We start from the raw sequence: 23,707 nt of genomic DNA, 5'->3' as shown, positions 1-23,707 counted from the left end.
ACATCGAAGATGTGTTCGTGTATGGGTAGTCTCGATACGCTCCTTCGTCGCTACTCGACCGACGGGAACCGACCGACCGACTGCGCGGCGCGGCCCCTACCCGCGCCCGCGATTCCGCCGGCGCGCGCGCTTGGGCGCACGCCCGCCGAGGAACGACTCGCCGGGGTCGACGAGGAACACACCGCGCAGCGCCTCACGGCCCACGAGCATGCGGAATCCCATCTCGTCGCGGTTGCTGAGCGTCACCTCGACGGTCAGTTCGCGGCCGAGCAGCACGACGTCCATGAGCACGACGATGCGCTCGTCGACGTGCCCCGACGAACTGCGCACGTGGCGGCGGTCGTGCACGCGCGACTCGACGACGACGGCGTCTTCATCGGAGTTCTGCCAGGGCTGCACGCCGAAGCGCACCCAGGCCTCGCCGTCGCGCTCGAACTCCTCGACGTCGAACGCGTGCAGCGCCGAGGTGCGGGCACCCGTGTCGACCTTGACCTTGATCCACGGGACGCCGATCGCGGGCAGGGATGCCCATTCGCGCCATCCGGCGATGGTGCTTGAATGGTCAGGCTCTCTCACTCGAACCATCATGGCAGGGGCGGAACCTTTGAAACTGGCGATCCTCTCGCGCGCCCCGCAGGCGTACTCCACCCAGCGGCTGAAGGCGGCGGCGCTGCAGCGCGGTCACCAGGTCAAGGTGCTGAACACGCTGCGGTTCGCGATCGACCTCGCCGGAGCCGAACCCGACCTGCAGTACCGCGGTCGCCCGCTGTCCGACTACGACGCGATCCTGCCCCGCATCGGCAACTCGATCACGTACTTCGGCACCGCGGTCGTGCGCCAGTTCGAGCAGATGGACGTGTACACGCCCAACACCGCGAACGGCATCACGAACGCGCGCGACAAGCTGCGCGCGAACCAGATCCTCTCCCGGCACAACATCGCGCTGCCGCCGACGTCGTTCGTGCGCAACCGGGCCGACGTGCGCCAGGCGATCGAACTCGTCGGCGGCGCCCCGGTCGTCATCAAGCTGCTCGAGGGCACGCAGGGCATCGGCGTCATCCTCGCGCCGCAGGTCAAGGTCGCCGAGGCGATCATCGAGACGCTGCACTCGACGAAGCAGAACGTGCTGATCCAGAAGTTCATCGCCGAGAGCCGGGGCCGCGACATCCGTGCCCTCGTCGTCGGCGACCGCGTCGTCGCCGCGATGCGCCGCGTCGCGAGCGGCGACGAGTTCCGCTCCAACGTGCACCGCGGCGGCACCGTCGAGCCCGTCGAGCTGACGCCCGAGTACGAGCTCGCCGCGGTGCGGTCGGCGCAGATCATGGGCCTCAAGGTCGCCGGCGTCGACATGCTCGAGGGCAACGAGGGCCCGCTGGTGATGGAGGTCAACTCGTCGCCGGGCCTGCAGGGCATCGAGACGGCCACGAACCTCGACGTGGCCGGCGCGATCATCGACTACATCGCGAACCAGGTGGCCTTCCCCGAGATCGACGTGCGCCAGCGGCTCACCGTCTCGACGGGGTACGGCGTGGCCGAACTGCTCGTCCACACGAACGCCGACCTCGTCGGCAAGACGCTCGGCGAGTCGGGCCTGTGGGAGCGCGACATCACGGTGCTGACCCTGCACCGCGGCACGAACGTCATTCCGAACCCGCGCAAGGGCGTGCTGCTCGAGTCGGGCGACCGGCTGCTGTGCTTCGGCAAGCTCGAGGAGATGCGCTCGATGATCCCCGAGCGCCGGCGCCGTCGCGCAAAGGTGCGCAAGCTGCCCAAGGAGCCGATCCCGGTACCCGTTCCCGCGCCGGTCGCGGAGTAGATCCCTTCCGCCCCTCAGTCGCGCAGCCGCAGCGCGCGACGCACGAGGGCGAGAGCGTCGGATGCCTCGACACCGAGTTCGGCGACCCGAGTGACGAAATCGGATGCCGCGAGCCTCGCCTGCTCGTCGACCGCGGTCGCCGACTCCTCGTGCCCGATGACGAACGACCCGAGGCGCCCCCTCGTCTCGATCACGCCGTCGCGCTCCAACTCGCGGTAGGCCTTGCCAACGGTGTTGACGGCGAGGTCGAGGTCGGCCGCGAGCGCCCGAACCGTGGGCAGGCGCTCGCCGGGCGCGAGGTCGCCCGCGCGCACGGCGGAGGCGATGCCGACGCGGATCTGCTCGTACGGCGCGGTCGGCGAGCCGGGGTCGACGACGATCATGCGCCGGCCGCCTCGGGCCAGAGTCGCCGCACGGCCCGATGCGCCGGCCGGCGCACGAGGCCGATGACGAGGGCGGCCAGCAGCGCGATCGGGGTGACGAACGACAGCGGCCAGAGCGCCGAGTTCGTCGACGCAGCTGCTGCCAGGCCGGACGAGAGCATGGCGAGCCCGGCCAGCCCGAACGGTGCGACGTAGAGGTCGTTGATCGCGAGGGCGCGCAGCGCGTCGTCCCACCGCAGCTCGTCGTCGTCGCGGGCGTGCTGCGGATGCCCGGCCAGCGACTGCGCGAGCAGTTCGGCGACCACCAGCGCGGCGATCGCGAGCAGCGCCGTCAGGCCGAGGAGCGCCGCCTCGGCGCCGATGGAGAACACGGCGACGACGGAGATCGCCGCGGCGAGCAGCACGAAGACGCGCGTGCCGATGCGCACGACGGGGTCGGCGTAGTCGGCCCGGGTACGTCGCCGCGCATTCGCGACGCGCGGTCGGTCGGGGTCGAGCCGAAACCCCTCGGCCACGGCGACGGATGACTCGGTGAACTGCATGCACGCGATGACGATCCACAGGGGCAGTGCGAACACGGCGCCGCTGGTGTCGGCGGGCATCCAGAAGGCGGCGACGATGCCGGGTACGGCGACGAACGGCGCGGCGAAGGCCATGGCGCGACCCTGGCGGCGGAGCCGTCCGCCGATGCGGTCGCCGAGCTCTCGGCGGTCGATCGTCATGCCGACGCGGCCCGCGACCGCGAGCACTGCGCGAACCTCGGCGTCGCCGTGCAGCCGCGCTCGCATGAGGTATTTCACCTCGGCGAGCACCATGCACAGCGCGAACGCAGGGAGGAGGGCCACGAGCGTCGAGTTCATCGCCGCACCGCACAATTCTGTCGCATGACAATAATTGTCGTGCGACAAACCGCCGATGTCAATGGCCGGTCGCCGGCGCTCGCCCGGTGGCGCGCGGCGGTCCGCGTCACGTGCCGATGCGCAGCGCGGCATCCACGATCGCGAGCGCGTCGTCGGCCGGCACCCGCAGGCGCCGGGCGAGCGCCGCGTACTCGGCCGCCGCCTCCTGCACGCTGCGATGCGCCGCGTCGCCGTGGGCGGCGATGAACGTGCCCGACCGGCCGCGCGTCTCGATGACGCCGTCCTGCTCGAGTTCGCGGTACGCCTTCGCGACCGTGTTGGCCGCGAGCCCCAGCTCGTCGGCGAGTGCGCGCACGGTCGGCAGGCGCTCGCCGGCGGTGAGCCGCCCCTCGCGCACGCCCTCGACGACCTGTGCGCGCAACTGCTCGAACGGCGGCACGGATGCCTCGCCCGAGATCCTGAAGGCGAAGCCCGTCATCAGTCGCGCTGCCGGTTGACGAGTCTCGAGAGCACGATCGCGCTCCTCGTGTGGTCGACGTTCGGGGCGATCCGGACGCGTTCGAGCGCGTCCTCCAACGACGTGATGTCGCGTGCGCGCATGTGCACGATCGCGTCGGCGCTGCCCGTGACGGTGCCGGCGTAGACGACCTCCGGCACGTCCTGGAGGATGCGCCGCAACTCCTCGGGGGCGACGGTGCCGCGGCAGAACAGCTCGACGTACGCCTCGGTGCTCATGCCATCGACCGCCGGGTCGACCTGGATCGTGAAGCTGCGGATGACCCCATCGCCGACGAGGCGGTCGACCCGTCGCTTCACGGCCGAGGCCGACAGCCCGACCGACGAGCCGATGTCGCCGTACCCGGCCCGCGAGTTCTGGCGGAGCAGGTCGAGGATGGCGCGGTCGAGGTTGTCCATGTTCGCGAGTGTACGGCCGATCATTGCGTCGGGATACCCGTTGACGCCGATTTCGTGCGTACGCCGGGGAACGGCCATAGGCTGGTCGAATGCGTCTCGACACCCCCGTCCGCCTCGGAATCCAGGTCCAGCCCCAGCACGCCGAGTACTCGGCCATCCGCGACACCGTGCTCCGCCTCGAAGAGCTCGGCGTCGACATCGCCTTCAACTGGGATCACTTCTTCCCCCTCACGGGCGACCCCGAGGGCCTGCACTTCGAGGCGTGGACCATGCTCGGCGCCTGGGCCGAGCAGACCGAGCGCATCGAGTTCGGCACGCTCGTGAACTGCAACTCGTACCGCGGCGCCGACCTGCAGGCAGACATGGCGCGCACGCTCGACCACATCAGCGCGAAGGGCTCGGGCACCGGCCGGTTCATCTTCGGCACCGGTGCCGGCTGGTTCGAGCGCGACTACGACGAGTACGGATACCCCTTCGGCACGCCGGGCTCGCGCCTGCGCGACCTCGCCGACGCGCTGCCGCGTATCCGCGCGCGGTGGGCCGCACTCAACCCGGCGCCGACGCGCGACATCCCGATCATGATCGGCGGCAAGGGCGAGCAGAAGACGCTGCGCATCGTCGCCGAGCACGCCGACATCTGGCACTCGTTCGTCGCGCCGGGCGACCTCGCGCACAAGCTCGACGTCATCGCCCGCTGGGGCGACGAGGTCGGCCGCGACGTCTCGGATCTCGTCGTCTCGAACGAGCTCACCCGCGGCACGCCCGACCTCGAGCACGCCGACGCGCTCTACGACGCCGGCGTGCGCCTGTTCACCCTCGGCATCTCGGGGCCCGACTACGACCTCGACGCCGTGCGCGGCTACCTCGCCTGGCGCGACGCGAAGAACGGCTGAGCCGGGCTCGCCCGCTCGGCCCGCCCGGCCCGATCAGCGCACCGGCGACACCGTGATCGACCCGTTCGAGGTGCGCAGGTCGAGCGTGAACTCGCCGTCGGCGAGGTCGTCGATGCCGACGTCGATGCCGCCGTTCGAGGTCTCGGTCTCGACGCGGTAGCGGGCGTCGGGCACGCGCAGCTCGATCGAGCCGTTGGAGGTGTCCGCCGTGACATCCTGCGGGGTGCCGAGCTCGAGCTCGATGGCGCCGTTCGACGTGCTCGCCTCGACGCCGTCGCCCGTGAGGTCGGTGCCGATGATGCGTCCGTTCGACGTGTCGGCATCGACGGAGCCGGTCACGCCGTCGAGCTCGATGCGTCCGTTCGAGGTCGACACGGCGACCTCCGCGACCCCGGAGAGCTCGATCGAGCCGTTCGTCGTCTCACCCGAGACGTCGAGCCCGGCAGGCACCTCGAGCACGTAGTCGACCGAGCAGTTGCGCCCGCACCCGCCGAGCACGAGCGTGCCGCCCTCGACCGCGTGCGTCTCGCCGATCTCGCGCTCGGGCCCGCGGTAGTGCACGGTGCGCTCGATCGAGATCTCCGTGGCGTCGTCGTCGGCCTGTACGACGACCGCGCCGTCGGGCTGGTCGATCTCGATCGCGGTCACCGCCTCGGTCACGGCCGCCGAGTCGGTGATCGTGTGCGGTGGGCCGAGCAGCGCGCAGCCCCCCAGGACGAACGCCGTCATCGCGGCCAGTGCGGCCGCCGTCACGATTCGCGTCGTCGGACGCTTCGCGGTTTCCATGATTCCCCCTCGCACACGGACGCCTGATCGCGTCCTGATCCGACCCTAGCCAGCGACGCCCGCCGGGACGCGGGGGGTGACCCCCACCTTCCACGAGGGGCCAGCCGCTCCTCGCGGCATCCCCGACCCGGGTCTAGGCTGCCGCCCATGGGGGAGACGACTGGGCCTGCGCCTGCGGAGGCCGGCGAGCAGGAACGGGACACGAGCGGCGACCGCGGATTCCTCGGTCAGCCGCGACCGCTCGTGCACATCTTCGGCGTCGAGATGTGGGAGCGGTTCAGCTTCTACGGCATGCAGGGCATCCTGCTGCTGTACCTGTACTACTCCGCGACCGACGGCGGCCTCGGCATGGACCAGACGGCCGCCGCCGGCATCGTCGGTGCGTACGGCGGTGCGGTCTACCTCTCGACCATCCTCGGCGCGTGGGTGGCCGACCGCCTGCTCGGCAGCGAGCGCGTGCTGTTCTACTCCGCGATCGTCATCATGGCCGGGCACGTCGCGCTGGCCGTGCTGCCCGGATTCCTGGGCGTCGGCGTCGGGCTCGTGCTCGTCGCCTTCGGGTCGGGAGGCCTCAAGGCCAACGCGACGAGCGTCGTCGGCACGCTGTACTCCGAGCACGACCCGCGCCGCGACGCCGGGTTCTCGATCTTCTACCTCGGCATCAACCTCGGCGCGTTCCTCGGTCCGATCCTGACCGGCCTCGTGCAGGACGCGTGGGGCTTCCACTGGGGCTTCGCGCTCGCCGCGGTCGGCATGGCGATCGGCCTGGTCCAGTACTCGTTCGGTCGGAGGAACCTGCCGCGCGAGGCATCCGTCGTGCCGAACCCGCTGCCGCGCGAACGACGGATGGTGGTCGTCGGCATCGCCGTCGCCGCCGTCCTCGTCGTCGCGATCCTCGTGCTGACCGGTCTGATCACGGCCGGGAACCTCGTGACCTGGGTCATCGGAGGCACGATCGTCGCGGCGGTCGCGTACTTCATCGTGATCCTCGGCAGTCACCGCATCACCCCGGTGGAGCGTCGTCGCGTGTTCGCGTTCATCCCGCTGTTCATCGCGAGCGTCGCGTTCTGGTCGCTGTACCAGCAGCAGTTCACGGTGCTCACGATCTACGCCGACGAGCAGCTGAACCGCGACCTGTTCGGCTGGATCATGCCGGTGCCCTGGGTCCAGTCGATCAATCCGATCTTCATCATCGTGCTCTCCGGCGTCTTCGCGGCGATCTGGACGAAGCTCGGCGACCGGCAGCCCTCGACGCCCGTCAAGTTCGCCGCCGGGACGGCGATCATGGGCCTCGCGTTCCTGCTCTTCCTCCCGTTCGCCGACGGCGGCGCGAACTCGACCCCGCTGCTGTGGATGGTGCTGATCCTCTTCACGTTCACCGTCGCCGAGCTGCTGCTCTCCCCGGTCGGCCTGTCGGTCGCGACGAAGCTCGCACCCGCGGTGTTCCACACGCAGATGGTGGCCCTGTTCTTCCTGTCGGTCGCGCTCGGCACGTCGATCGCGGGCCTGCTGGCCGAGTTCTACACAGTCGTGAACGAGGCGACGTACTTCGGGGTGCTGGGCGCCATCGCCATCGTGCTCGGCGCGGGTCTCGCCGTCGGGGCGCGCCCGGTGCTGCGGCTGATGTCGGGCGTTCGCTAGCGAAGGGGTCACGGGCGGGTCGCCTCGACCGGCTACGATGCACGGGATGCCCCGTCCCCTCGTGGTGATTCCCACGTTCAACGAGCGCGAGAACCTCGCCGCGATCGTCGGCCGCGTGCGCGCGGCCGTGCCCGAGGCCGCGGTGCTCGTCGTCGACGACGCCTCGCCCGACGGCACGGGCGAGCTCGCCGACCGGCTCGCCGGGGCGGATGCCTCGGTGCACGTGCTGCACCGCGCCGGCAAGGCCGGGCTGGGCGCCGCGTACCTCGAGGCGTTCGATTGGGCGCTCGAGCGCGGCCACGACCCGATCGTGCAGATGGACGCCGACGGCTCGCACCGCCCCGAGGACCTGCCGGCGCTGCTCGCCGCGATCGAGCGAACGGATGCCCCGGGCCCCGTCGACCTCGTGATCGGATCGCGCTGGGTGCCCGGCGGCCGCATCGAGAACTGGCCGAAGCACCGCGAATGGCTCTCGCGCAGCGGCAGCGCGTACGCGCGCTCCGTGCTGCGAGTGCCGACGCGCGACACGACCGCGGGCTACCGCGTCTTCCGCGCCGACGCCCTGCGACGGATGCCCCTCGCCGATGTCCACACGCGCGGCTACGGCTTCCAGGTCGACATGCTGTGGCACGCCCACGAGGCCGGCCTGCGGGTCGTGGAGGTGCCGGTGACCTTCGTCGAGCGCACGCAGGGCCGGTCGAAGATGAGCCTCGGCATCGTGCTCGAGGCCATGGCGAAGGTCACGGCCTGGGGCGTGAGGTCGCGGTTCGGTGGGCGCCGCACCCACGGCTGAGACCGCGCCCCGCCACCTTCCGGACGATCCGTCGGGTGCCGGCGACGAACGGTCGGGCGCGGGCGTCGTGGCCGGGCGAGGGTGGAGTTCCACCTGAAGGAGCCGCATGTCCATCAACACCGCAAGCACCCCGGCCGTCGTCGGATCCAGCCGCGATGCGCCGGCGTCCGCGCCGCATCGTCCGCCGCGCCGGGCCGCGTGGGCCGGGGTCGTCTCGCTCGGCCTCGGGATCTTCACGCTCGTCGCGAGCGAGTTCCTGCCTGCCAGCCTGCTCTCGCCCATCGCCGCCGACCTCGGCATCTCGGAGGGCACTGCGGGTCAGCTCGTGACCGCCACGAGCGTCATCGGCATCATCGGCGGTCCGCTGGTCGTCTCGGCGTTGCCGCGGATCGACCGCCGCTGGGTCATGGTGGCCCTCACGGCCCTCGCCGTGCTCTCCAACGTGCTCGTCTCGATCGCGCCGGTCTTCGGGCTCATGCTCGCGTCGCGACTGCTGCTCGGGCTCGCGATCTCGGGCTTCTGGGCCATGTCGCTCGCCGTGACGGCCCAGCTCGTGCCGGCCGACCGGCTGGGGCGTGCGATGACGATCGTCAACATGGGCGTCTCGCTCGCGACGATCGCGGCGGTGCCGGCCGGGGCGTTCCTCGGCGAACTGGTGGGGTGGCGCACGGTGTTCCTCGGCGCGGCCGCCGCCGGCATCGTCGCCCTCGTCGTGCAGCTGCTGACCCTGCCGTCGGTTCCGCCGACCGGTGCGCCGGGCTTCCGCACCCTGGTGCGAACCGCCGCGCGGCCCGTGGTCGCGCTGGGCGTGCTGGCGATCGTGCTCATCGCGGGAGGCCACTTCATCGGGTTCACCTACCTGCGCCCGGCGTTCGAGGAGATCGGCGGCGCCTCGCCCGCGGCCCTCGCCATGCTGCTCGCGGTGTTCGGCGTCGCCTCGTTCGCGGGCAACCTGGTCGCCGGGCCGATCGCCGACCGGCGACTCGGCGTCCTCGTGATCGGAGCGCCGACCGCGATCGGCGCGGCGACGGTGCTGTACGCGCTGGCGGGGGCGAACCCCGTCGCCGCCGCGATCGCCGTCGTGGTGTGGGGGGCCGGCTTCGGCGCCATCCCGACGATGGTGCAGACGTGGATGGCGCGCGTCGCGCCCGACCGGCTCGAGAGCAGCGGCGGCCTCGTCGTGGCCGCATTCCAGATCGCCATCACCGTGGGTGCGGCCGTCGGCGGGCTGCTCGTCGACTCGGTCGGCGTGCAGGCCGCATTCCTCGGAGGCGGCGTCGCCGCGGTGCTCGGCGCGGTCGTGCTCACCGCGGCGAAGGCCAGGTGACCGGCGCGGTCGATCCGGGCCGACCGGCGGATGAGGTCAGGCGACGGGCTGCAGCGCGGCCCGTCGCCACCGGCTCGGGGCGACGCCGCTGTGGCGGCGGAACGCGCGGCTGAACCCCTCCTCGCTGTCGTAGCCGAGGCGGTGCGCGATGCCGCCGACGGGCTCGCCGTCGCGGAGCATCCGCTCGGCCTGCGCCATCCGGATCCGCGTGACGTACCGTGCCGGGGTGTCGCCGACGGCGGCGCGGAACTGCTCCGCGAACTGCGAGCGGGATGCGCGGGCGATGCGCGCGAGCGATTCGACCGTCCACGGCGAACCGGGGTTCTCGTGGATCGCGGCGAGGACTTCGCCGACGTTCGGGTCGGATGCCGCGGCCAGCCAGGTGCGCGCCGTGCCGCACCCGTGCTCGAGCCAGAACCGCACCGCCGCCGAGATCACCACGTCGGTCAGGCCCGCGATGACGGTGTCGGCGCCGGGCCTGGCCTCGGAGGCCTCGCGGTGCATCGTGTCGAGCAGGCTCGCGAAACCGGGCTCGCGCTCGACGAATCCGTACGCCGCGAGCAGGGGCGGCATCGCGCGGATCATCGTCGGATGCGGGCCGAGCAGCGCGATCGTCGCGCTGAGCACGCGCGCGTCGCGCCGTGCCGCGAGTCGGGTCGTGCCGCCGTGCGGCAGGAGGGCGACGTCGCCGCGGCGCAGGGTCACGACCTCGTCGGCTCGGTGGAGCTCGACCGTGCCGTCGACGACCATGTGGAACCGCGTCGCGTCGTGCTCATCGCGCCGCAGCTCGCCGGCCCGCAGCTCGCGACTGGTGAAGTCGACCATCGACCACCGCAGGACCGCGATGAGGCGGCTGATGACCGAGGCGTCATCAGCCGGCCGGATGCCCCGCGGTGGCGTGATCGTGCACATGTGAGGTGCAATCGTCTCGAGTGGCGGATCATTCCCCGCGGCGCGGTCCGGCGGCAGGCGCCGGCCGGCCGGCCCGCCCGCCCCGCTCAGCCGATGAGCCGCAGCGGCTCCGCCACCAGGCGCGCCCGCGCCCGGCGGCGCGCGCCGTCGAGCGCGGCCTCTGGGCCGGCGGAGGCGCGCACGATGCGCGGTATGGAGCCGATGGCGCCGCCCGCGATGGTCGGGCGGTTGCGCCGGAACGCCGCGTCGATGTCGGGGATGAACCCGCCCCAGTAGCCGCCGATGACGATGACCGTGGGGTCGAGTGCGGGCACCACGACCTGCAGCGTGCGACCGATCCAGAGCGCGGCGTCGAGCCACGACCACCGCGCCCGGTCGTCGGCGGCGTCGATGCGGGCGATGAGCTCGTCGATCGCCGCGCGCCGGCCGTGCATGGCCTCGAGGTCGGCGAGCCCGGCGCGTTCGATGACGTGGGCGGGGCCGGCGACGGTGACGAGGCATCCGACCTGGCCGCAGTCGCAACGCACGCCGTTCGGCACGATCGGCAGGTGGGCGATCGACGCGGCGAGCCCGTGCGCGCCGCGCAGCGGCCGCCCGTCGACGATGATCGCCGAGGCGAGCGCCGGATCGCCCTCGAGGTACAGCAGGTCGGCGACGCCGAGGGCCTCGGCTTCGGATGACGCGGCCGCGATCGCCGAGGGCAGCAGCTGCACGGGCGCGGGCAGTGCGGCCTCGACCTCGGCGAGCTCGGAAACCCGGGCGCGCAGCTCGGCGAGGACGTCGATCGGCTCGTCGCCGAGGCGGGCACCCTCGACCACGACGGCGGGGCGGCCGGCAACGGCTCCGTCGACGAGCACCGTGAGATCGGCGACCGGGGCGCCGCGACGGTCGGCCGCGGCGATCGCCCGCTGGAGCACGGCCGCGAGCAGGTCGAGGAGGGCCGCCGGTGCGGCGCCTGCGTCGAGCGGCTCGACGAACCTCGCGAGCTCGGTGCCGTCGAGGGCCGCGAGCGTCGCGATGACCTCGTCGGGGCCGACCTCGGTCGTCACGAGCACGTGGTGGCCCGCTGCCAGCGCGAGCGGCATGGCGCGGCCGTCGGGCGAGGCATCCGTCTCCTCGGCGAGGATGCCGGCGTCGAGCAGCCGCGCGGTGATGCCGGCGATGGCGCTGCGGCCGAGGCCGGTCGCGCTCGCGAGTTCGCTGCGGGTCGCCGGGCCGTGCTCGACCAGGTGGTCGAGGAGCCGGATCGACTGCGCCAGGCGCGGTCCGTCGAGGGGAGGGGCGTCGGGTGGGGCGGGGGGATCGCCCAGCTGCGTCATGGGGACAGCATGCGCACAGCTTGCGCGCAGGGTCACGCCCCCCGAACGGGGGACGAAGTCCGGATTCCCGCCGCGATCAGGCGGATGGCCCTGCCACCAGCGCGAAGAACTCGTCGATGTGCGCGGCCATGTCGATGGCCGGATCCATCAGCCACTGGGTCTGCAGGCCGTCGGCGAGGGCGAGCAGCATGAGCGTCAGCCGGTCGGCGTCGAGGCCCGGGTCGACCCGGCCGGCGGCCTGCGCCTCGCGCATCGCGACGGCCACCTCGCGCCGGAACGTCGCCGACCGATCGGCGAAGAACGCGTGCGCCGGATGCCCCGGGTCGGTCGCCTCCGCCGACAGGCGCACGTAGAGCTGGACGAGGCCCGGCACGTCGGCATTGTGCCGGATGATCCGCGAGTACCTCGTGATGTCGGGATCGTCGTCGGTCGCGTACGCCGATGCATCGACCTCGTCGCGCGTGCGCAGCACCTCGGCGAACAGCAGCTCCTTCGACGTGAAGTAGTGCAGGAGACCCGCTTGGCTGAGGCCCACGGCATCGGCCAGCTCGCGCACGGACGCGCGCCCGTAGCCGTTGCGGGCGATGACGTCGAGGGCGGTCGCGAGGATCTCCTCGCGCTTCGCGACGCCCTTCGCGTACGACCCCCTGCGTGCCATGCCTCGATCCTAGGCTGGCGCGTGGCGGCCGGCCTGCGCGCGTGCGGCGGCCGGCAGCTCGGTCAGCCCTCGGGCAGGAGTCCCGCCACGAGGGCGTCGACGACCTCGTCGGTCGAGGCATCCGGATCGATCGAGGTGGTCAGTCGGTCGAGCAGCAGCCCGTCGATCGCGTAGTGGAACAGCGCGATCTCGCGCCGGCCGCCGGGCAGGCCGGCGCTCTCGTTGAACGCGACGTCGGCCTCGAAGCCGGCGCGCTGCCACGCGCCGAGCACGGCGGCGAGCTCGGGCCGGCGACTGGACTCGAGGCGGAGCTCGAAGAGCGCGAGCGTCACCTCGCGGTGCTCGGAGAGCCGGCGCACGATGTCGCGCAGGTAGTCGGCGAACAGGGCGCGGCTCGGGCGTTCCGACGCCCGGCGTTCGAGGTCGTCGGGGCTCGGCGCGAGCCGCTCGCCGATGCGGTCGACGAGTCCGGCGATGAGCGCCTCGCGACTGCGGAAGTAGTTCGAGGCGGTGCCGATCGGCACGCCCGCCGCCTCATCGATCGCGCGGTGGGTCAAGCCGCGCGTACCCTCGCGCGCGAGTACGCCCAATCCGGCGTCGGCGAGGGCCCGACGGCGTTGCTCGTTCTTCGCCATGGCTCGATGGTAGCGGTAACCACTACGCGTGTTGTAGTCTCGCAATCACTACATCAGTCGTGGATAGGAATGAACGTGCGAGAACTCGTGTACTACGTGGCCGTCAGCCTCGACGGTTGCATCGCCGGCCCCTACGGCGAATTCGACGCCTTCCTCGTGGAGGGCGACCACATGTCGGCCCAGAACGAACGGTTCGCCGACGCCGTGCCGACCGACCTGGCCGCCGCCCTCGGCATCGACCAATCGGGCGGCGGCTTCGACACCGTGCTCATGGGGTGGAACACCTACGCCGTCGGCCTGCCGATGGGCGCCACGAGCCCCTACCGGCACCTCCGGCAGATCGTCTTCACGCGCTCGCACCTCGACGACGACCTCGGCGAGCGGCCGAACCTCGAGGTGACCGACGAGGACCCGGTCGAGGTCGTGCGACGGCTCAAGGCCGAACCGGGCCGGGCCGTCTGGCTCTGCGGCGGCGGGCAGCTCGCCACGCAGCTCGTCGACGAGATCGACCGGCTCGTGCTCAAGCGCCAGCCGCTGCTCTTCGGCGCCGGCATCCCGCTGTTCGCACCCGGCGCCTACGAGCCGCGCGCGTTCGCCGAGGTCGCGACCACGGCCTACGAGTCGGGCGTGGTCGTCTCGGAGTACGTCAGGCGCTGAGCCCCGCCGCGAATGCGGCGAGCAGGCGCCGGCCCTCCGGCCAGTCGCCGAGCCCGCTCGCGGCGTTGAGGTGCCCGTGCGCGCCGACGCTCACGACCGAGGCGCCGATGGCCCCGGCGAACCGCGCCGTCGCCGCGGGGGAGCTGAACGGATCGTCGTCGCTCGCGACGACGATCGCGGGCACCGCGAGCGGCGCGGGCCGGATGCCCCGGAACGAGGCCGCGGCGTCGGGGTAGGCCGGTCCGTCGACGTCGGGCGGGGCGACCAGGAAGGCGCCCCCGGCGGGCAGCCGGTCGAGCAGCACGTCGACGGCGGCGAGGCATCCGAGGCTGTGCGCGATCACGATCGCCCGCGGACCGGCCGCGCTCACCGCAGCCGCCAGGGCGAGCCGCCAGTCGTCGCGCTCGGGGGCCTCCCAGGAGGACGGCGCGAACCGGGCCAGCCCGGAGTCGCCCTGCTCCCAGAGGGTCTGCCAGTGCTCGGGGCCCGACCCGTCGATGCCCGGTACCACCACGCCGATCATGTCCGCTCCTCATGTTGTTCCATCGCGGATGCTCCATCGCGCGTCTCCGCGTCTCCGCGTCTCCGCGGTGCGATGAGCCGATCCTTCCGGCTCGTCGGGCGCGGGCGGTCGTGAGATCGCGCCGCGCGCCGGCGAGATCCCGCCAAATCGTGCCGGACCGGCGCCGGGCCGGCGGGTGCCGGGCCGGCGGGTGCTGGGCCGGTGCCGCGCCCGCCGCAACCCCTTGCCGCGGCATCCGCGTCTCACGTAGACCGGAGGTTCAGGGCACGAAGGGAGCAACGACATGGCGATCCGGCTGAACGAGACGGCGCTGCGCCACGCGCGGTCGCTCGTGCGCGACGGCAAGGTCGACCGCGACGAGCGCGACGACTGGAGCGAGGATGCACCGAGCGCCGACCAGGAGAACGACTTCATCGAGAAGGAGGGCTGGACGGAGTACCGGCACTGGCACCTCGGCATCGACGACGACGCGAACGAGGAGACCAAGGAGGCCTACTCGTTCCCGTACGGCGACTTCCGCCGGGTGCACCGGTGCGCGGTGATCTCGCTCGAGAGCCGCGCCGGGCAGTACGACCACGACGAGATCCGCGACGCCGCCAAGCGGCTGCTCGACCTGATCGACGGGGCGTGACCATGGCGACGACGAGGGAGGAACGTCGACGCGCGAAGCGCGCGATCGAGGCGGCCCGCACCATGGAGACCGAGGTGCGGCGCATGGCCAAGCGACTGCCGAAGGGCGCGCGGGCGAGGATGCGACTCGAGTCGGCGGTGCGGTTCGCCGAGGCGTCCGTGCAGGCGGCGGCGACCGAGCGCCGGCGCACGCCGAGGCTCGCCGCGCTTCGCGCCGAACGCGCGGCCGCCTGGCTCGACCGTGCCTCGATCCGGTTCGGGCCCGCGGCGGCGAAGCAGGCCGGCACGGCGACGGGGCGGAGTGCCCGACGCGAGCGCCGCGATGGTCGCCGTATCGTCGGTGCGGACGCCGCGGTGCGGGCGAAGGCGCGGGCCGACCTGGCCAAGCGGCGGCGCAAGCAGTCCGACCAGGTGCAGAAGATGGCCAAGCGGGTCGCCCTGCTCACCGTGCACGAGGCGATCGTCGCGCCGACCGACGCCGAGCGCGCGAAGGACCTGCGCAAGCAGGTCGACCGCGACATCCGGAAGCAGGAGCGGGGCGCGCGGCCGGGGCGGTGAGGTGTGCCGCGATCCCGCCGAGGCCGCTGCCGAGGCGGCGTATGCAGGATGAGCCGCTTCAGACCGGCCGTGGAGCGGGTATGAAGCGGCTCATCCTGTGAACTCGGTCTGGGCCGGCCGCCGGGTCAGGCCTTCGGCGCGGCCTTCGTGGTCGGGGTCGCCTTGGCTGCCGCCGCTGCGGTGCGTGCGACGGGCTTCTTCACCGTCGCCGTCGCCGTCTTCGTCGCGGTCGCCTTCGCCGCCGTGGCTCGCGGCGCGCGCACCGACTTCGGCTTGGCCGCGACGGCCTGCTCCGCCGCGGCCTGCACGGGCCGGGCGATCGGCTGGAGGCGCGCGAGCTGCGTGACGTGCTGCGGGCCGAGCTCGTCGAGCGTCGACACCTCGAGCAGCTTCATGGTGCGCTCGATCTCGCTGCGCAGGATCGAGATGGTGCGGTCGACGCCGCGGCGCCCGCCCGCCATGAGGCCGTAGAGGTAGGCGCGGCCGATCAGCGTGAAGCGTGCGCCGAGGGCGACGGATGCCACGATGTCGGCGCCGTTCATGATGCCGGTGTCGACATGCACCTCGAGGTCGCCACCGACCTCGCGGACCACGTCGGGCAGCAGGTGGAACGGGATGGGCGCGCGGTCGAGCTGGCGACCGCCGTGGTTCGAGAGCACGACGCCGTCGACGCCGCGCGCGGCGAGGAGCTTCGCGTCCTCGACGGTCTGCACGCCCTTGACGACGATCTTGCCCGGCCACATGCTGCGGATGATGTCGAGGTCGTCGAACGAGATGGTCGGGTCCATCGCCGCGTCGAGCATCTCGCCGACCGTGCCGCCCGTCGTCGAGAGCGACGCGAACTCGAGCTTCGGCGTGGTGAGGAAGTTGATCCACCACGCGGGCCGCGGGATCGCGTTGACGATCGTGCCGGGCGTCAGCTGCGGCGGGATCGAGAAGCCGTTGCGCTTGTCGCGCAGGCGCGCACCGGCCACGGGGGTGTCGACCGTGAAGAAGAGCGTGTCGAAGCCGGCCGCGGCCGCGCGCCGGGTCAGCTCGTACGAGATCTCGCGGTCGCGCATGACGTACAGCTGGAACCAGTTGCGCCCGGTCGGGTTCGCGCCCTTCACGCCCTCGATCGACGTCGTGCCGAGCGTCGACAGGGTGAACGGGATGCCGGCCGCCGCGGCCGCGCCCGCGCCCGCGATCTCGCCCTCGGTCTGCATGAGGCGCGTGAACCCGGTCGGCGCGATGCCGAACGGCAGCGCGCTCGTGCCGCCCAGCACCTCGCGCGTCGTGTCGACGACGGGCACGTTGCGCAGGATCGACGGGTGGAACTCGACGTCCTGGAACGCCTGGCGCGCACGGGCGAGCGAGATCTCGCCCTCGGCGGCGCCCTCGGTGTAGTCGAACGCGGCCTTCGGCGTGCGGCGCTTCGCGATGTCGCGCAGGTCGGCGATCGTGAGGGCCTTCTCGAGCCGGCGGTCGGTCGCGTTCAGCGTCGGCGTCTTGAACTGCATCAGCTCGAAGATCTCGGCGGGCTTCGGGAACTGCCGCGGCACGGTCGGGTAGGGCTTCTTCGCCATGTCGTCTCCTGGTCGGTCTGGGTCGGTCGTCGGTCGGTGGTGGTGGTCGGGTGGGTCTGGTCGGTGTCGGTACCGGCGCGCTCAGCCGTCGAGCGAGATCTCGGCGTAGTACCCCGAGATGTGGTCGTGGATGCGCGTGCGCGCGAGCGGGGCATCCGCCTGCCGGATCGCGGCGACGACGCCGCGGTGCTCGCCGCGCAGCCGGTCGCGCGTGGCCGGCCAGTCGGCGATGCGGTCGAGGCCGTCGAGGGCGTAGCCCTCGATGCCGCTGCGCAGGCCCGCCATCGTCGCGGTGATCACCTGGTTGCCGGATGCCTCCGCGAGCGCGAGGTGGAACTGCGCGTCGAGCGCGAGGAACTCGGCGGGGGCGAGGGCGTCGTCGTCCATGGCGTCGAGCAGCCGGTCGGCGTCGCCGAGATCGCGCGGCGGCGAGGCATCCGCGAGGTCGCCGACGACGGATGCCTCGAGCGTGAGGCGCGTGCGCACGATGTCGGCGACGGGGAACCCGCGGGCGGCGACCTGCAGGCGCATGAGGGCGCTCATGGCGCCGCCGGGGGTCGAGATGATGATGGCGCCGGCATTGGGGCCCGAGCCCGCGGCCGTACGCACCAGGCCCATCGCCTCGAGCACGCGCAGCGCCTCGCGCACGCTCGAGCGGCCGACGCCGAGGTCGGTCGAGAGGGCGCGCTCGCCGGGGAGGCGGTCGCCGGGAGCGAGGTCGCCGTCGAGGAGTCCGCGTTCGACGTGCTCGAGGACGGCGCGCCACGCGCGCGCCGGGGCGACGGATGCCTCGGCCGTTCCGGCCTGCTCGATCGTCATCGCCCGTTCCTCCGCGTGTGGTCTGACCACAGTAGCAGATGTGGTCAGACCACAGCGGAGCGGAGTTCAGTCCTTCTTCGGCCGGATGCGCACGCGGTTGGCCGACTCGTCGAGCTCGACGACGCCGCCGCGCGACTTCACGAAATCGGTGAACGAGTCGAAGCCGAGCCGGCGCTCCTGGAACGCGGGATCCATGCGCAGCATCTGGCTCTTCACCGCGCCCGAGGCCTGCCACTCCTGGTCGTTCTTCGCGCGCATGAGCTCGAGGGCCTTCAGCAGCAGCCGGCTCGGGTTGCGCGAGGGCACCGAGTCGGCGGCGAGCTCGGGTGCCGCCGCCGAGAACGCGACCGCGAGGCCGGCCTTCGAGGGCTGCTCGGCGGCCTCGTCGGCCTCGTCGGCCGGCTCCGCCGAGGCATCCGCCTTCGCGGCGATCGATTCCGACGTGGCGCGGCCGCGGCCGCCGCGCCCGCGCGACGACCTCGCCTTGGGGGCGGCGGGCTCGGTCTCGGTCGTGTCGGCGGTGTCTGCTGCCGGCGCCGTCTGGTCGGCGGCCCCGGCGGCCGCGGCGGGCTCGGCGCCGCGTCCGGAGGCGGCGGCTCCCCGCCCCCGACCCCTGGGGGCCGGAGGGATCTCGTCCTCGTCGACCGAGGCATCCGTCGTCAGCAGCGCGTCGTAGTCGGCGTACTCGTCGCACGACGCGGTGAGCGCCCGACTCGTGCCGCCGGCGACGCCGATGCCGACGACGTAGCGGCCGAGCCGCTTGGCCTTCTGCGCGAGTGCGACGTAGTCGGAGTCGCCCGCGACGATCACGATGTGGGTGAGATCATCGAGCCGGAAGAGGTCTTCGACGGCGTCGACCGCCAGCCGGATGTCGGCGCCGTTCTTCGTCGCCGACAACGGGAAGAGCTGCACGAGGTCGACCGCGCGGTCGATCAGCTGCCCGCGGTAGCTCGCGTTCACCGGCGTCGACCAGTCGGCGTAGGCGCGGGCGAGCGCGATCGTGCCGAACGTCGCCGCGAAGTCGAGCACGGCGTCGACGTCGACCGTCGCCTCGAGGAGGCGCGCGGCCGTCTTCGTGCCGGCGGTCGGTGCCTTCGTGCGCGACGTGTCCTTGCGGTACGCGCCGTCGCCGTGCAGTTGGTCGTAGCGGGAGATGACGATGTTGTCGAAGTCGAAGTAGAGGGCGACGCGGGGTTCCACCTGTGCGGCCATGCTCCCGAGCCTACGCCGCCGGGCTGGGCGCGAGCCGATGGCGGGTGGAGGCGGGCATTCGCGAGGCGGGCATTCGCGAGGCGGGCATTCGCGAGGCGGGCATTCGCGCGGCGGCATTCGCGCGGGCGGCATTCGCCCGGCGGGTTCCGCGCACGGGGAGACTGCGGGATGCTGGGGGCATGGTGGACTACGCGAACCCCGCACGGCCCGGCGAACGGGTCGGCACCCAGGAGCGCGAGGGCGCCGTCGATGCGCTCGCCCGCGCCCGCGACGAGGGACGGCTCACGCCGTCCGAGTTCGACGAGCGCGCGGCATCCGCTCGCGCCGCGGTCACGTGGGGCGATCTCGCACCGCTGTTCGTGGACCTGCCCGGGCCGGCGTCGGCCGCGCAGGGGTGGCCGGGCACCGGCGGCGGTGCCGGACCCGGCGCCGGCGCGTACGGCGGGCCCGGCGGAGGCGGCGCGTACGGCGGAGGCGGCGCGTACGGCGGAGCCGGCGCGTACGGCGGGCCGGGGTACGGCGCGCCCGCGCCGCGGTCGCACGACGCCTGGAGCTCGTCGAAGGCGCTGGGCGGCCCGTGGGGCGCGACGATCATGGCGTTCATCCCGTTCGTCGCGCTGGGTCTCTTCTTCATCGCGGGCTTCGCGTGGGAGGGCTGGGCGTGGGCCTGGCTGTTCTTCCTGCTCATCCCGATCGCCGGCATCATCATCTACGGCCCGGCGTCGGAGCAGCGCGGGCGGCGCTGACGCGCTCCACCCCCCTCGATCGCCGCTCGCCCGCCCCGAACGTGGGACAGCGGCACGACCCCGCCCCGGATAGGCTCGCGGCAGTTCTCGGGGGAGGAACCATGGCTCGACGCCGCATCCGGTCGCTCGCGGCCGCCGTCACGATCATCGCGGCCGTCGTCGCGGTGACCGCCTGCACGCCGCAGCCCGAGGCGTACGCGCCGCGGGTCTCGAGCGACGGCCCGCCGCCCGGCGACGCGGTCGAGCTCGCCGAGGGCGGCCTCGACGCCGCGCTCGAGGCGCTGCCCGACGACATCGAGGCGATCCTCGAGGGCTCGGGCGTGCCGGGCGCCGCCGTCGCCGTGGTCCAGGGCGACGAACTGCTCTTCGCCGAGGGGTTCGGCGTGCGCGAGGTCGGCGACGACACGCCGATCGACGAATCCACCGTGTTCCAGATCGCCTCGATGTCGAAGCCGATCGCGGCCACCGTCGTCGCGACGCAGATCGGCGGCGACCTCGACTGGGACACGCCCGCGGCGCCGCTCCTGCCCGGCTTCTCGCTCGCCGACCCGTGGGTGAGCGACGAGGTCACGATCGGCGACCTCTTCGCTCATCGATCGGGGCTGCCGATGGCGGCCGGCGACGACCTCGAGGACATCGGCTACGACCGCGAGTACGTGCTCGACCACCTCGACCTGCAGCCGCTGTCGCCGTTCCGCACGACGTACGCGTACGCGAACTTCGGGCTCACGGCGGGCGCCGAGGCCGTCGCGAACGCCGCCGGCGTCGATTGGGCGACCCTCTCGGAGCAGGAGCTGTACGAACCGCTCGGCATGGACTCGACGAGCTCGCGACACGAGGATTTCGTCGAGCGCGAGAACCGCGCGACGCTGCACGCCCTCGTCGACGGCGAGTTCCAGGCGCTGTACGAGCGCGACGCCGACGCGCAGTCGCCCGCCGGCGGCGTCAGCTCGAACGTGCTCGACCTCGCCAAGTGGATGTCTCTGCTGATCGGTGAGGGCACGGCCTCGGGCGAGGAGCTCGTCGACCCGGCCGCGCTGCTGCCCGCGATCTCGCCCGAGATCGTGTCGGGCCACGCCGGTGCGCCGGACTTCCGCGCGGGCTTCTACGGGTACGGCTTCAACACCGGCACCGACCCGACGGGCCACACCACCTTCAGCCACTCGGGCGCGTTCTGCCTCGGCGGGGCGACGAACTTCCAGGTCGTGCCGGCCCTCGACCTCGGCGTCGTCGCCCTCACGAACGGCGGGCCAGTCGGCGCCGCCGAGGCGATCGTCGGCACGTTCCTCGACCGGGTGCAGTTCGGCGAGGTGCACCGGGACTGGCTGGCCGACTACGGCGCCGCCCTGGCGCACTACCACGAGCCGGCCGGCGACCTGGTCGACCAGGAACCGCCGACGGATGCCTCGGCGCCCGGCCCGCTCGATACCTACACGGGCACGTGGTCGAACCCGTACTTCGGCGACGCCACGGTGGCCGTCGAGGGCGACGCGCTCGTGGTGCGACTCGGGCCCGACGGCGGCTACGAACTCGAGCTCGAACCGTGGGACGGCGACGTGTTCGCCTTCACGCCCACGGGCGAGAATGCGCCGTGGGGCTCGAAGTCGTCGGCGACGTTCGCGGTCGGCGGCGGAGGCGCTGGTGCCGACGCGGCCGCAGGTGCCGAGACGATGACGCTGCAGTTCTTCGACGCCAACCGGCTCGGCACCTGGACGCGATGAGGTCGCCCCGCCGCCAGCAGCGTGCCGTCAGGACCGGTAGACGACGTTCACGGGATCCTCGTCGCGGAGCATCCGCTCGACCTGGCGCCTGACGAGGCGCGCCATGCGCGGGATCATCGCGCTCGTCGCGCCGCCGACGTGCGGTGAGACGAGCACGTTGGGCAGCGCGAAGAGCGGATGCCCGTCGGGCAGCGGCTCGGGGTCGGTGACGTCGAGCGCGAAGCGCAGGCGCCCCGACGCGGCCTCGGCGAGGATCGCGTCGGTGTCGGCGACCTTGCCCCGGGCGATGTTGACGACGAGCGCGCCGTCGGGGAGCGCGGCGAGGAACGCGGCGTCGACGAGCCCGGTCGTCGCGTCGGTCAGCGGCACGCCGACGATCACGACCTCGGCGTCGGGCAGCAGGTCGGGCAGCTCGTCGATGCCGTGGATGCGCCCGCGCTCGTCGTCGCGCGCGCGGCTGGCGACCCGGGTGATCTCGACCTCGAACGGCGCCAGGCGGTCCTCGATCGCCCGGCCCACGCCGCCGTAGCCGATGAGCAGGACGCGCCGGTCGGCGAGGCTCGCGTGCCGCGAGGGCGCCCAGCGGCCCTCGCTCGCGGCGCGCACGAAGTCGGGGATGCCGCGCTGCATCGCGATCGCGAGGCCCACCGCGAGCTCCGCGGTCGAGGTCTCGTGCACGGATGCCGCGTTCGCGTACACGTGTCCGGGCGGCAGCGCCCCGGGCACGTCGTCGTAGCCGATCGACTGCGACTGCACGAGGCGCGTGGTCACGCCGTCGAGCGCGTGCAGCCGCTTCGCGGTGCCCATGTACGGCGGCACGACGAGGTCGATCGTGTCGGCCGGCGGCGGCGACTCGAGATCCCAGATCACGACGTCGACGCCGTCGGGGAGCGGGCCGACGGCCTCGCGGAGGGTTTCACCGGGCAGGGAGACGAGCAGTCGCGGAGCGGTCATGCCTTCGATCCTGCCCGGTCGCCGGCGCGGGCGCACGGTCAGGGCGCACGGCGAGGCCGCACGGTCAGGGCAGCTGCGCGACCTGGGCGCGGATGATGCGCTCGATGACGTCGGGCCCGGCGGCACCGCCGAAGTCGTGCAGGAGCCCGTCGACCGCGAGGGAGGCGATGCCGTGGCTCATCGCGCAGAGCTGGAGGTAGATCGTCTCGGGGTCGCCACCGATGGCCCCGTCGGCGTGCACCTGCTCGACCAGTGCGCGCAGGCCCTCGAGCGCGGCGAGCCGGGCGCGGTCGAGCACGTCGTCGCCCCGCGCCGGCGTCGGCGTACGGAACATCGCGTCGTAGTGCGCCGGATGCCGCAGCGCGAACGCGACGAACTCGACGCCGTCGGCGACGAGTCGCTCGCGTCCGGGCAGGTGGGCGGACCGTTCCTGCGCGGCGCAGAGCTCGTCCTCGAGCATCGCGAGCCCGTCGAGGGCGAGCGCGCGGATCATGCCCTCGCGGCTGCCGAAGAAGTGCGTGGGCGCCGCGTGCGAGAGTCCGGCGCGGCGCGCGACCTCGCGCAGGCCGACGTTGTTGACGCCCTGCTCGAGGGCGAGGTCCTCCATGGCGCGGAGCAGGGCGGCGCGGCCGGGGGCGCCCGGCACGGAGGAAGGGCGAGATGCGGTTGCGGCGGCGGTGCTGGTCATGGGCTGGTCGTCGTCTCCGTCCGGCTTCGTCGTTCCGTGTGGTGAGTCGTCGTTCACGCACGGCTTGACATCGTCAAGGAACGATCATACGCTGCTTGACAACGTAAAGCCTTGACAATGTAAAGCGAGGGATCGACATGGTCGACATCACGAGCGAAGCCGTCTGGACGGCCATCGCGAACGAGAACTTCCTGGTCGTCGGCATGGTGTCGGCCCGGGGCGAGGCGCGCACCGCGGGCGTCATGCACACCGTCGACGACGGCCGCATCTGGTTCACGACCGAGGCGCACTCGTGGAAGGCGCGGCACCTCGCCGCGAATCCGGGCATCTCCATCACCGTGCCGATCGCGAAGCGCATCCCGTTCGTGCCCTGGGTCAAGATTCCGGCGGCCACGATCACCTTCACGGGCGTTGCCGAGATCCTGCCGCCCGAACAGCTCTCCGAGGCGGCGTCGCGCGCCCTGCTGCACGGACTCGAGCTGAACGACGACGAGCCGATCATCGCGGTCGCGGTACGACCGACCGGCGACTTCGTGACCTACGGCGTGGGCGTCTCGATCATGGGCATGCGCGACACGCAGAACGCGGTCGGGCGTGCGGCGGTGGGCGCATCGCGGGGTGCGACCGCGCCCTCGGGCACGCCCGCGCCGACGGGCGAAGCCGTCGCCGCGGCATCCGCTGCGCGGTGACGACGGC

27 protein-coding genes are annotated in these 23,707 nt (G+C 72.7%); 11 read left to right on the top strand and 16 right to left on the bottom strand.

Translation table 11 applies throughout. The features are described 5' to 3' along the window. Positions 1–96: 96 nt before the first annotated feature. Complete coding sequence (locus GE115_RS07765) at positions 97–585, bottom strand: ATP-dependent zinc protease family protein (protein WP_153684195.1); 489 nt, start codon at positions 583–585, stop codon at positions 97–99. Positions 586–604: 19 nt separating this feature from the next. On the opposite strand from GE115_RS07765, the gene GE115_RS07760 reads away from it, so the two are divergent. Continuing rightward, positions 605–1,816, top strand: coding sequence for a RimK family alpha-L-glutamate ligase (locus tag GE115_RS07760; RefSeq protein WP_153684194.1), 1,212 nt, complete (start codon positions 605–607; stop codon positions 1,814–1,816). Positions 1,817–1,830: 14 nt separating this feature from the next. Here the strand turns inward: GE115_RS07760 and GE115_RS07755 are convergent, their stop codons facing one another. The 4 genes from GE115_RS07755 to GE115_RS07740 form a co-directional block, all read right to left on the bottom strand. Continuing rightward, positions 1,831–2,199: a GntR family transcriptional regulator gene (locus GE115_RS07755; protein WP_153684193.1), complete on the bottom strand. Its 369-nt coding sequence runs from the start codon at positions 2,197–2,199 to the stop codon at positions 1,831–1,833. Beyond that, entirely contained in the window at positions 2,196–3,059 is an 864-nt protein-coding gene (locus tag GE115_RS07750) for a hypothetical protein (RefSeq protein ID WP_153684192.1), read from the bottom strand. Before GE115_RS07750 ends, GE115_RS07755 begins: the two co-directional genes overlap by 4 nt. A gap of 106 nt (positions 3,060–3,165) precedes the next feature. Further along, a complete protein-coding gene (locus GE115_RS07745; RefSeq protein ID WP_153684191.1) occupies positions 3,166–3,537 on the bottom strand; it encodes a GntR family transcriptional regulator in 372 nt (123 codons plus the stop codon). Further along, positions 3,537–3,974 (bottom strand): Lrp/AsnC family transcriptional regulator, encoded by a 438-nt coding sequence (locus tag GE115_RS07740; protein WP_153684190.1) that lies wholly within the window; start codon positions 3,972–3,974, stop codon positions 3,537–3,539. Before GE115_RS07740 ends, GE115_RS07745 begins: the two co-directional genes overlap by 1 nt. Before the next feature lie 89 nt (positions 3,975–4,063). On the opposite strand from GE115_RS07740, the gene GE115_RS07735 reads away from it, so the two are divergent. Next, positions 4,064–4,867 carry an LLM class F420-dependent oxidoreductase gene (locus GE115_RS07735; RefSeq protein WP_153684189.1) on the top strand — a complete coding sequence of 268 codons (804 nt, stop codon included), beginning with the start codon at positions 4,064–4,066 and terminating at the stop codon, positions 4,865–4,867. A 33-nt stretch (positions 4,868–4,900) separates the two neighbouring features. Here the strand turns inward: GE115_RS07735 and GE115_RS07730 are convergent, their stop codons facing one another. Next, entirely contained in the window at positions 4,901–5,653 is a 753-nt protein-coding gene (locus tag GE115_RS07730; RefSeq protein ID WP_216648786.1) for a DUF4097 family beta strand repeat-containing protein, read from the bottom strand. 147 nt (positions 5,654–5,800) lie between these two features. Between GE115_RS07730 and GE115_RS07725 the strand changes: the two genes are divergently transcribed. The 3 genes from GE115_RS07725 to GE115_RS07715 all read left to right on the top strand — a co-directional run bounded on the left by GE115_RS07725 (position 5,801) and on the right by GE115_RS07715 (position 9,414). Further along, entirely contained in the window at positions 5,801–7,294 is a 1,494-nt protein-coding gene (locus GE115_RS07725) for a peptide MFS transporter (RefSeq protein ID WP_153684188.1), read from the top strand. 46 nt (positions 7,295–7,340) lie between these two features. Beyond that, complete coding sequence (locus GE115_RS07720; protein ID WP_153684187.1) at positions 7,341–8,087, top strand: polyprenol monophosphomannose synthase; 747 nt, start codon at positions 7,341–7,343, stop codon at positions 8,085–8,087. 106 nt (positions 8,088–8,193) lie between these two features. Further along, complete coding sequence (locus tag GE115_RS07715; RefSeq protein ID WP_153684186.1) at positions 8,194–9,414, top strand: MFS transporter; 1,221 nt, start codon at positions 8,194–8,196, stop codon at positions 9,412–9,414. 36 nt (positions 9,415–9,450) lie between these two features. Here GE115_RS07715 and GE115_RS07710 read toward each other — a convergent pair whose 3' ends face one another. The 4 genes from GE115_RS07710 to GE115_RS07695 form a co-directional block, all read right to left on the bottom strand. Next, the gene (locus GE115_RS07710) at positions 9,451–10,326 is read right to left on the bottom strand and encodes a helix-turn-helix transcriptional regulator (protein WP_153684185.1); all 876 of its coding nucleotides are present in this window, start codon (positions 10,324–10,326) and stop codon (positions 9,451–9,453) included. Between the two features lie 86 nt (positions 10,327–10,412). Next, positions 10,413–11,645: an ROK family transcriptional regulator gene (locus GE115_RS07705; RefSeq protein ID WP_153684184.1), complete on the bottom strand. Its 1,233-nt coding sequence runs from the start codon at positions 11,643–11,645 to the stop codon at positions 10,413–10,415. 76 nt (positions 11,646–11,721) lie between these two features. Beyond that, positions 11,722–12,303: a TetR/AcrR family transcriptional regulator gene (locus tag GE115_RS07700; RefSeq protein WP_153684183.1), complete on the bottom strand. Its 582-nt coding sequence runs from the start codon at positions 12,301–12,303 to the stop codon at positions 11,722–11,724. Between the two features lie 62 nt (positions 12,304–12,365). Further along, entirely contained in the window at positions 12,366–12,938 is a 573-nt protein-coding gene (locus GE115_RS07695; protein WP_153684182.1) for a TetR/AcrR family transcriptional regulator, read from the bottom strand. Positions 12,939–13,013: 75 nt separating this feature from the next. On the opposite strand from GE115_RS07695, the gene GE115_RS07690 reads away from it, so the two are divergent. Further along, positions 13,014–13,595, top strand: a complete 582-nt coding sequence (locus tag GE115_RS07690) for a dihydrofolate reductase family protein (RefSeq protein ID WP_376765701.1) — start codon at positions 13,014–13,016, stop codon at positions 13,593–13,595. Here the strand turns inward: GE115_RS07690 and GE115_RS07685 are convergent. Continuing rightward, on the bottom strand, positions 13,585–14,118 hold the full coding sequence (locus GE115_RS07685; protein ID WP_153684180.1) for an RBBP9/YdeN family alpha/beta hydrolase: 534 nt from the start codon (positions 14,116–14,118) through the stop codon (positions 13,585–13,587). The two genes, GE115_RS07690 and GE115_RS07685, sit on opposite strands and share 11 nt — an antisense overlap. Before the next feature lie 283 nt (positions 14,119–14,401). Here GE115_RS07685 and GE115_RS07680 point away from each other — a divergent pair, with 283 nt between their 5' ends. Further along, positions 14,402–14,749 carry a hypothetical protein gene (locus tag GE115_RS07680; protein WP_153684179.1) on the top strand — a complete coding sequence of 116 codons (348 nt, stop codon included), beginning with the start codon at positions 14,402–14,404 and terminating at the stop codon, positions 14,747–14,749. Between the two features lie 2 nt (positions 14,750–14,751). Continuing rightward, positions 14,752–15,306, top strand: a complete 555-nt coding sequence (locus tag GE115_RS07675; RefSeq protein ID WP_153684178.1) for a hypothetical protein — start codon at positions 14,752–14,754, stop codon at positions 15,304–15,306. Positions 15,307–15,431: 125 nt separating this feature from the next. Here GE115_RS07675 and GE115_RS07670 read toward each other — a convergent pair whose 3' ends face one another. The 3 genes from GE115_RS07670 to GE115_RS07660 all read right to left on the bottom strand — a co-directional run bounded on the left by GE115_RS07670 (position 15,432) and on the right by GE115_RS07660 (position 18,902). Further along, a complete protein-coding gene (locus GE115_RS07670; RefSeq protein ID WP_153684177.1) occupies positions 15,432–16,871 on the bottom strand; it encodes an alpha-hydroxy acid oxidase in 1,440 nt (479 codons plus the stop codon). 81 nt (positions 16,872–16,952) lie between these two features. Next, positions 16,953–17,690, bottom strand: a complete 738-nt coding sequence (locus GE115_RS07665; RefSeq protein ID WP_153684176.1) for a FadR/GntR family transcriptional regulator — start codon at positions 17,688–17,690, stop codon at positions 16,953–16,955. A 66-nt stretch (positions 17,691–17,756) separates the two neighbouring features. Continuing rightward, on the bottom strand, positions 17,757–18,902 hold the full coding sequence (locus GE115_RS07660) for an NYN domain-containing protein (protein WP_153684175.1): 1,146 nt from the start codon (positions 18,900–18,902) through the stop codon (positions 17,757–17,759). Positions 18,903–19,081: 179 nt separating this feature from the next. Here GE115_RS07660 and GE115_RS07655 point away from each other — a divergent pair, with 179 nt between their 5' ends. Both GE115_RS07655 and GE115_RS07650 read left to right on the top strand, forming a co-directional pair. After that, on the top strand, positions 19,082–19,648 hold the full coding sequence (locus GE115_RS07655; RefSeq protein WP_153684174.1) for a DUF1707 SHOCT-like domain-containing protein: 567 nt from the start codon (positions 19,082–19,084) through the stop codon (positions 19,646–19,648). Positions 19,649–19,749: 101 nt separating this feature from the next. Further along, entirely contained in the window at positions 19,750–21,369 is a 1,620-nt protein-coding gene (locus GE115_RS07650; RefSeq protein WP_153684173.1) for a serine hydrolase, read from the top strand. A gap of 27 nt (positions 21,370–21,396) precedes the next feature. On the opposite strand, the gene GE115_RS07645 is transcribed toward GE115_RS07650, so the two are convergent. Together GE115_RS07645 and GE115_RS07640 are read right to left on the bottom strand one after the other, a co-directional pair. After that, positions 21,397–22,323, bottom strand: a complete 927-nt coding sequence (locus tag GE115_RS07645) for a 2-hydroxyacid dehydrogenase (protein ID WP_153684172.1) — start codon at positions 22,321–22,323, stop codon at positions 21,397–21,399. Between the two features lie 64 nt (positions 22,324–22,387). Beyond that, positions 22,388–23,011, bottom strand: coding sequence for a TetR/AcrR family transcriptional regulator (locus tag GE115_RS07640; RefSeq protein ID WP_153684171.1), 624 nt, complete (start codon positions 23,009–23,011; stop codon positions 22,388–22,390). 137 nt (positions 23,012–23,148) lie between these two features. On the opposite strand from GE115_RS07640, the gene GE115_RS07635 reads away from it, so the two are divergent. Beyond that, the gene (locus GE115_RS07635; RefSeq protein ID WP_153684170.1) at positions 23,149–23,700 is read left to right on the top strand and encodes a pyridoxamine 5'-phosphate oxidase family protein; all 552 of its coding nucleotides are present in this window, start codon (positions 23,149–23,151) and stop codon (positions 23,698–23,700) included. Positions 23,701–23,707 lie beyond the last annotated feature (7 nt).

This window comes from Agromyces agglutinans (genome assembly GCF_009647605.1).
Taxonomy (GTDB): Bacteria; Actinomycetota; Actinomycetes; order Actinomycetales; family Microbacteriaceae; genus Agromyces; species Agromyces agglutinans.
This window is presented reverse-complemented; position numbering and strand designations above follow the sequence as displayed.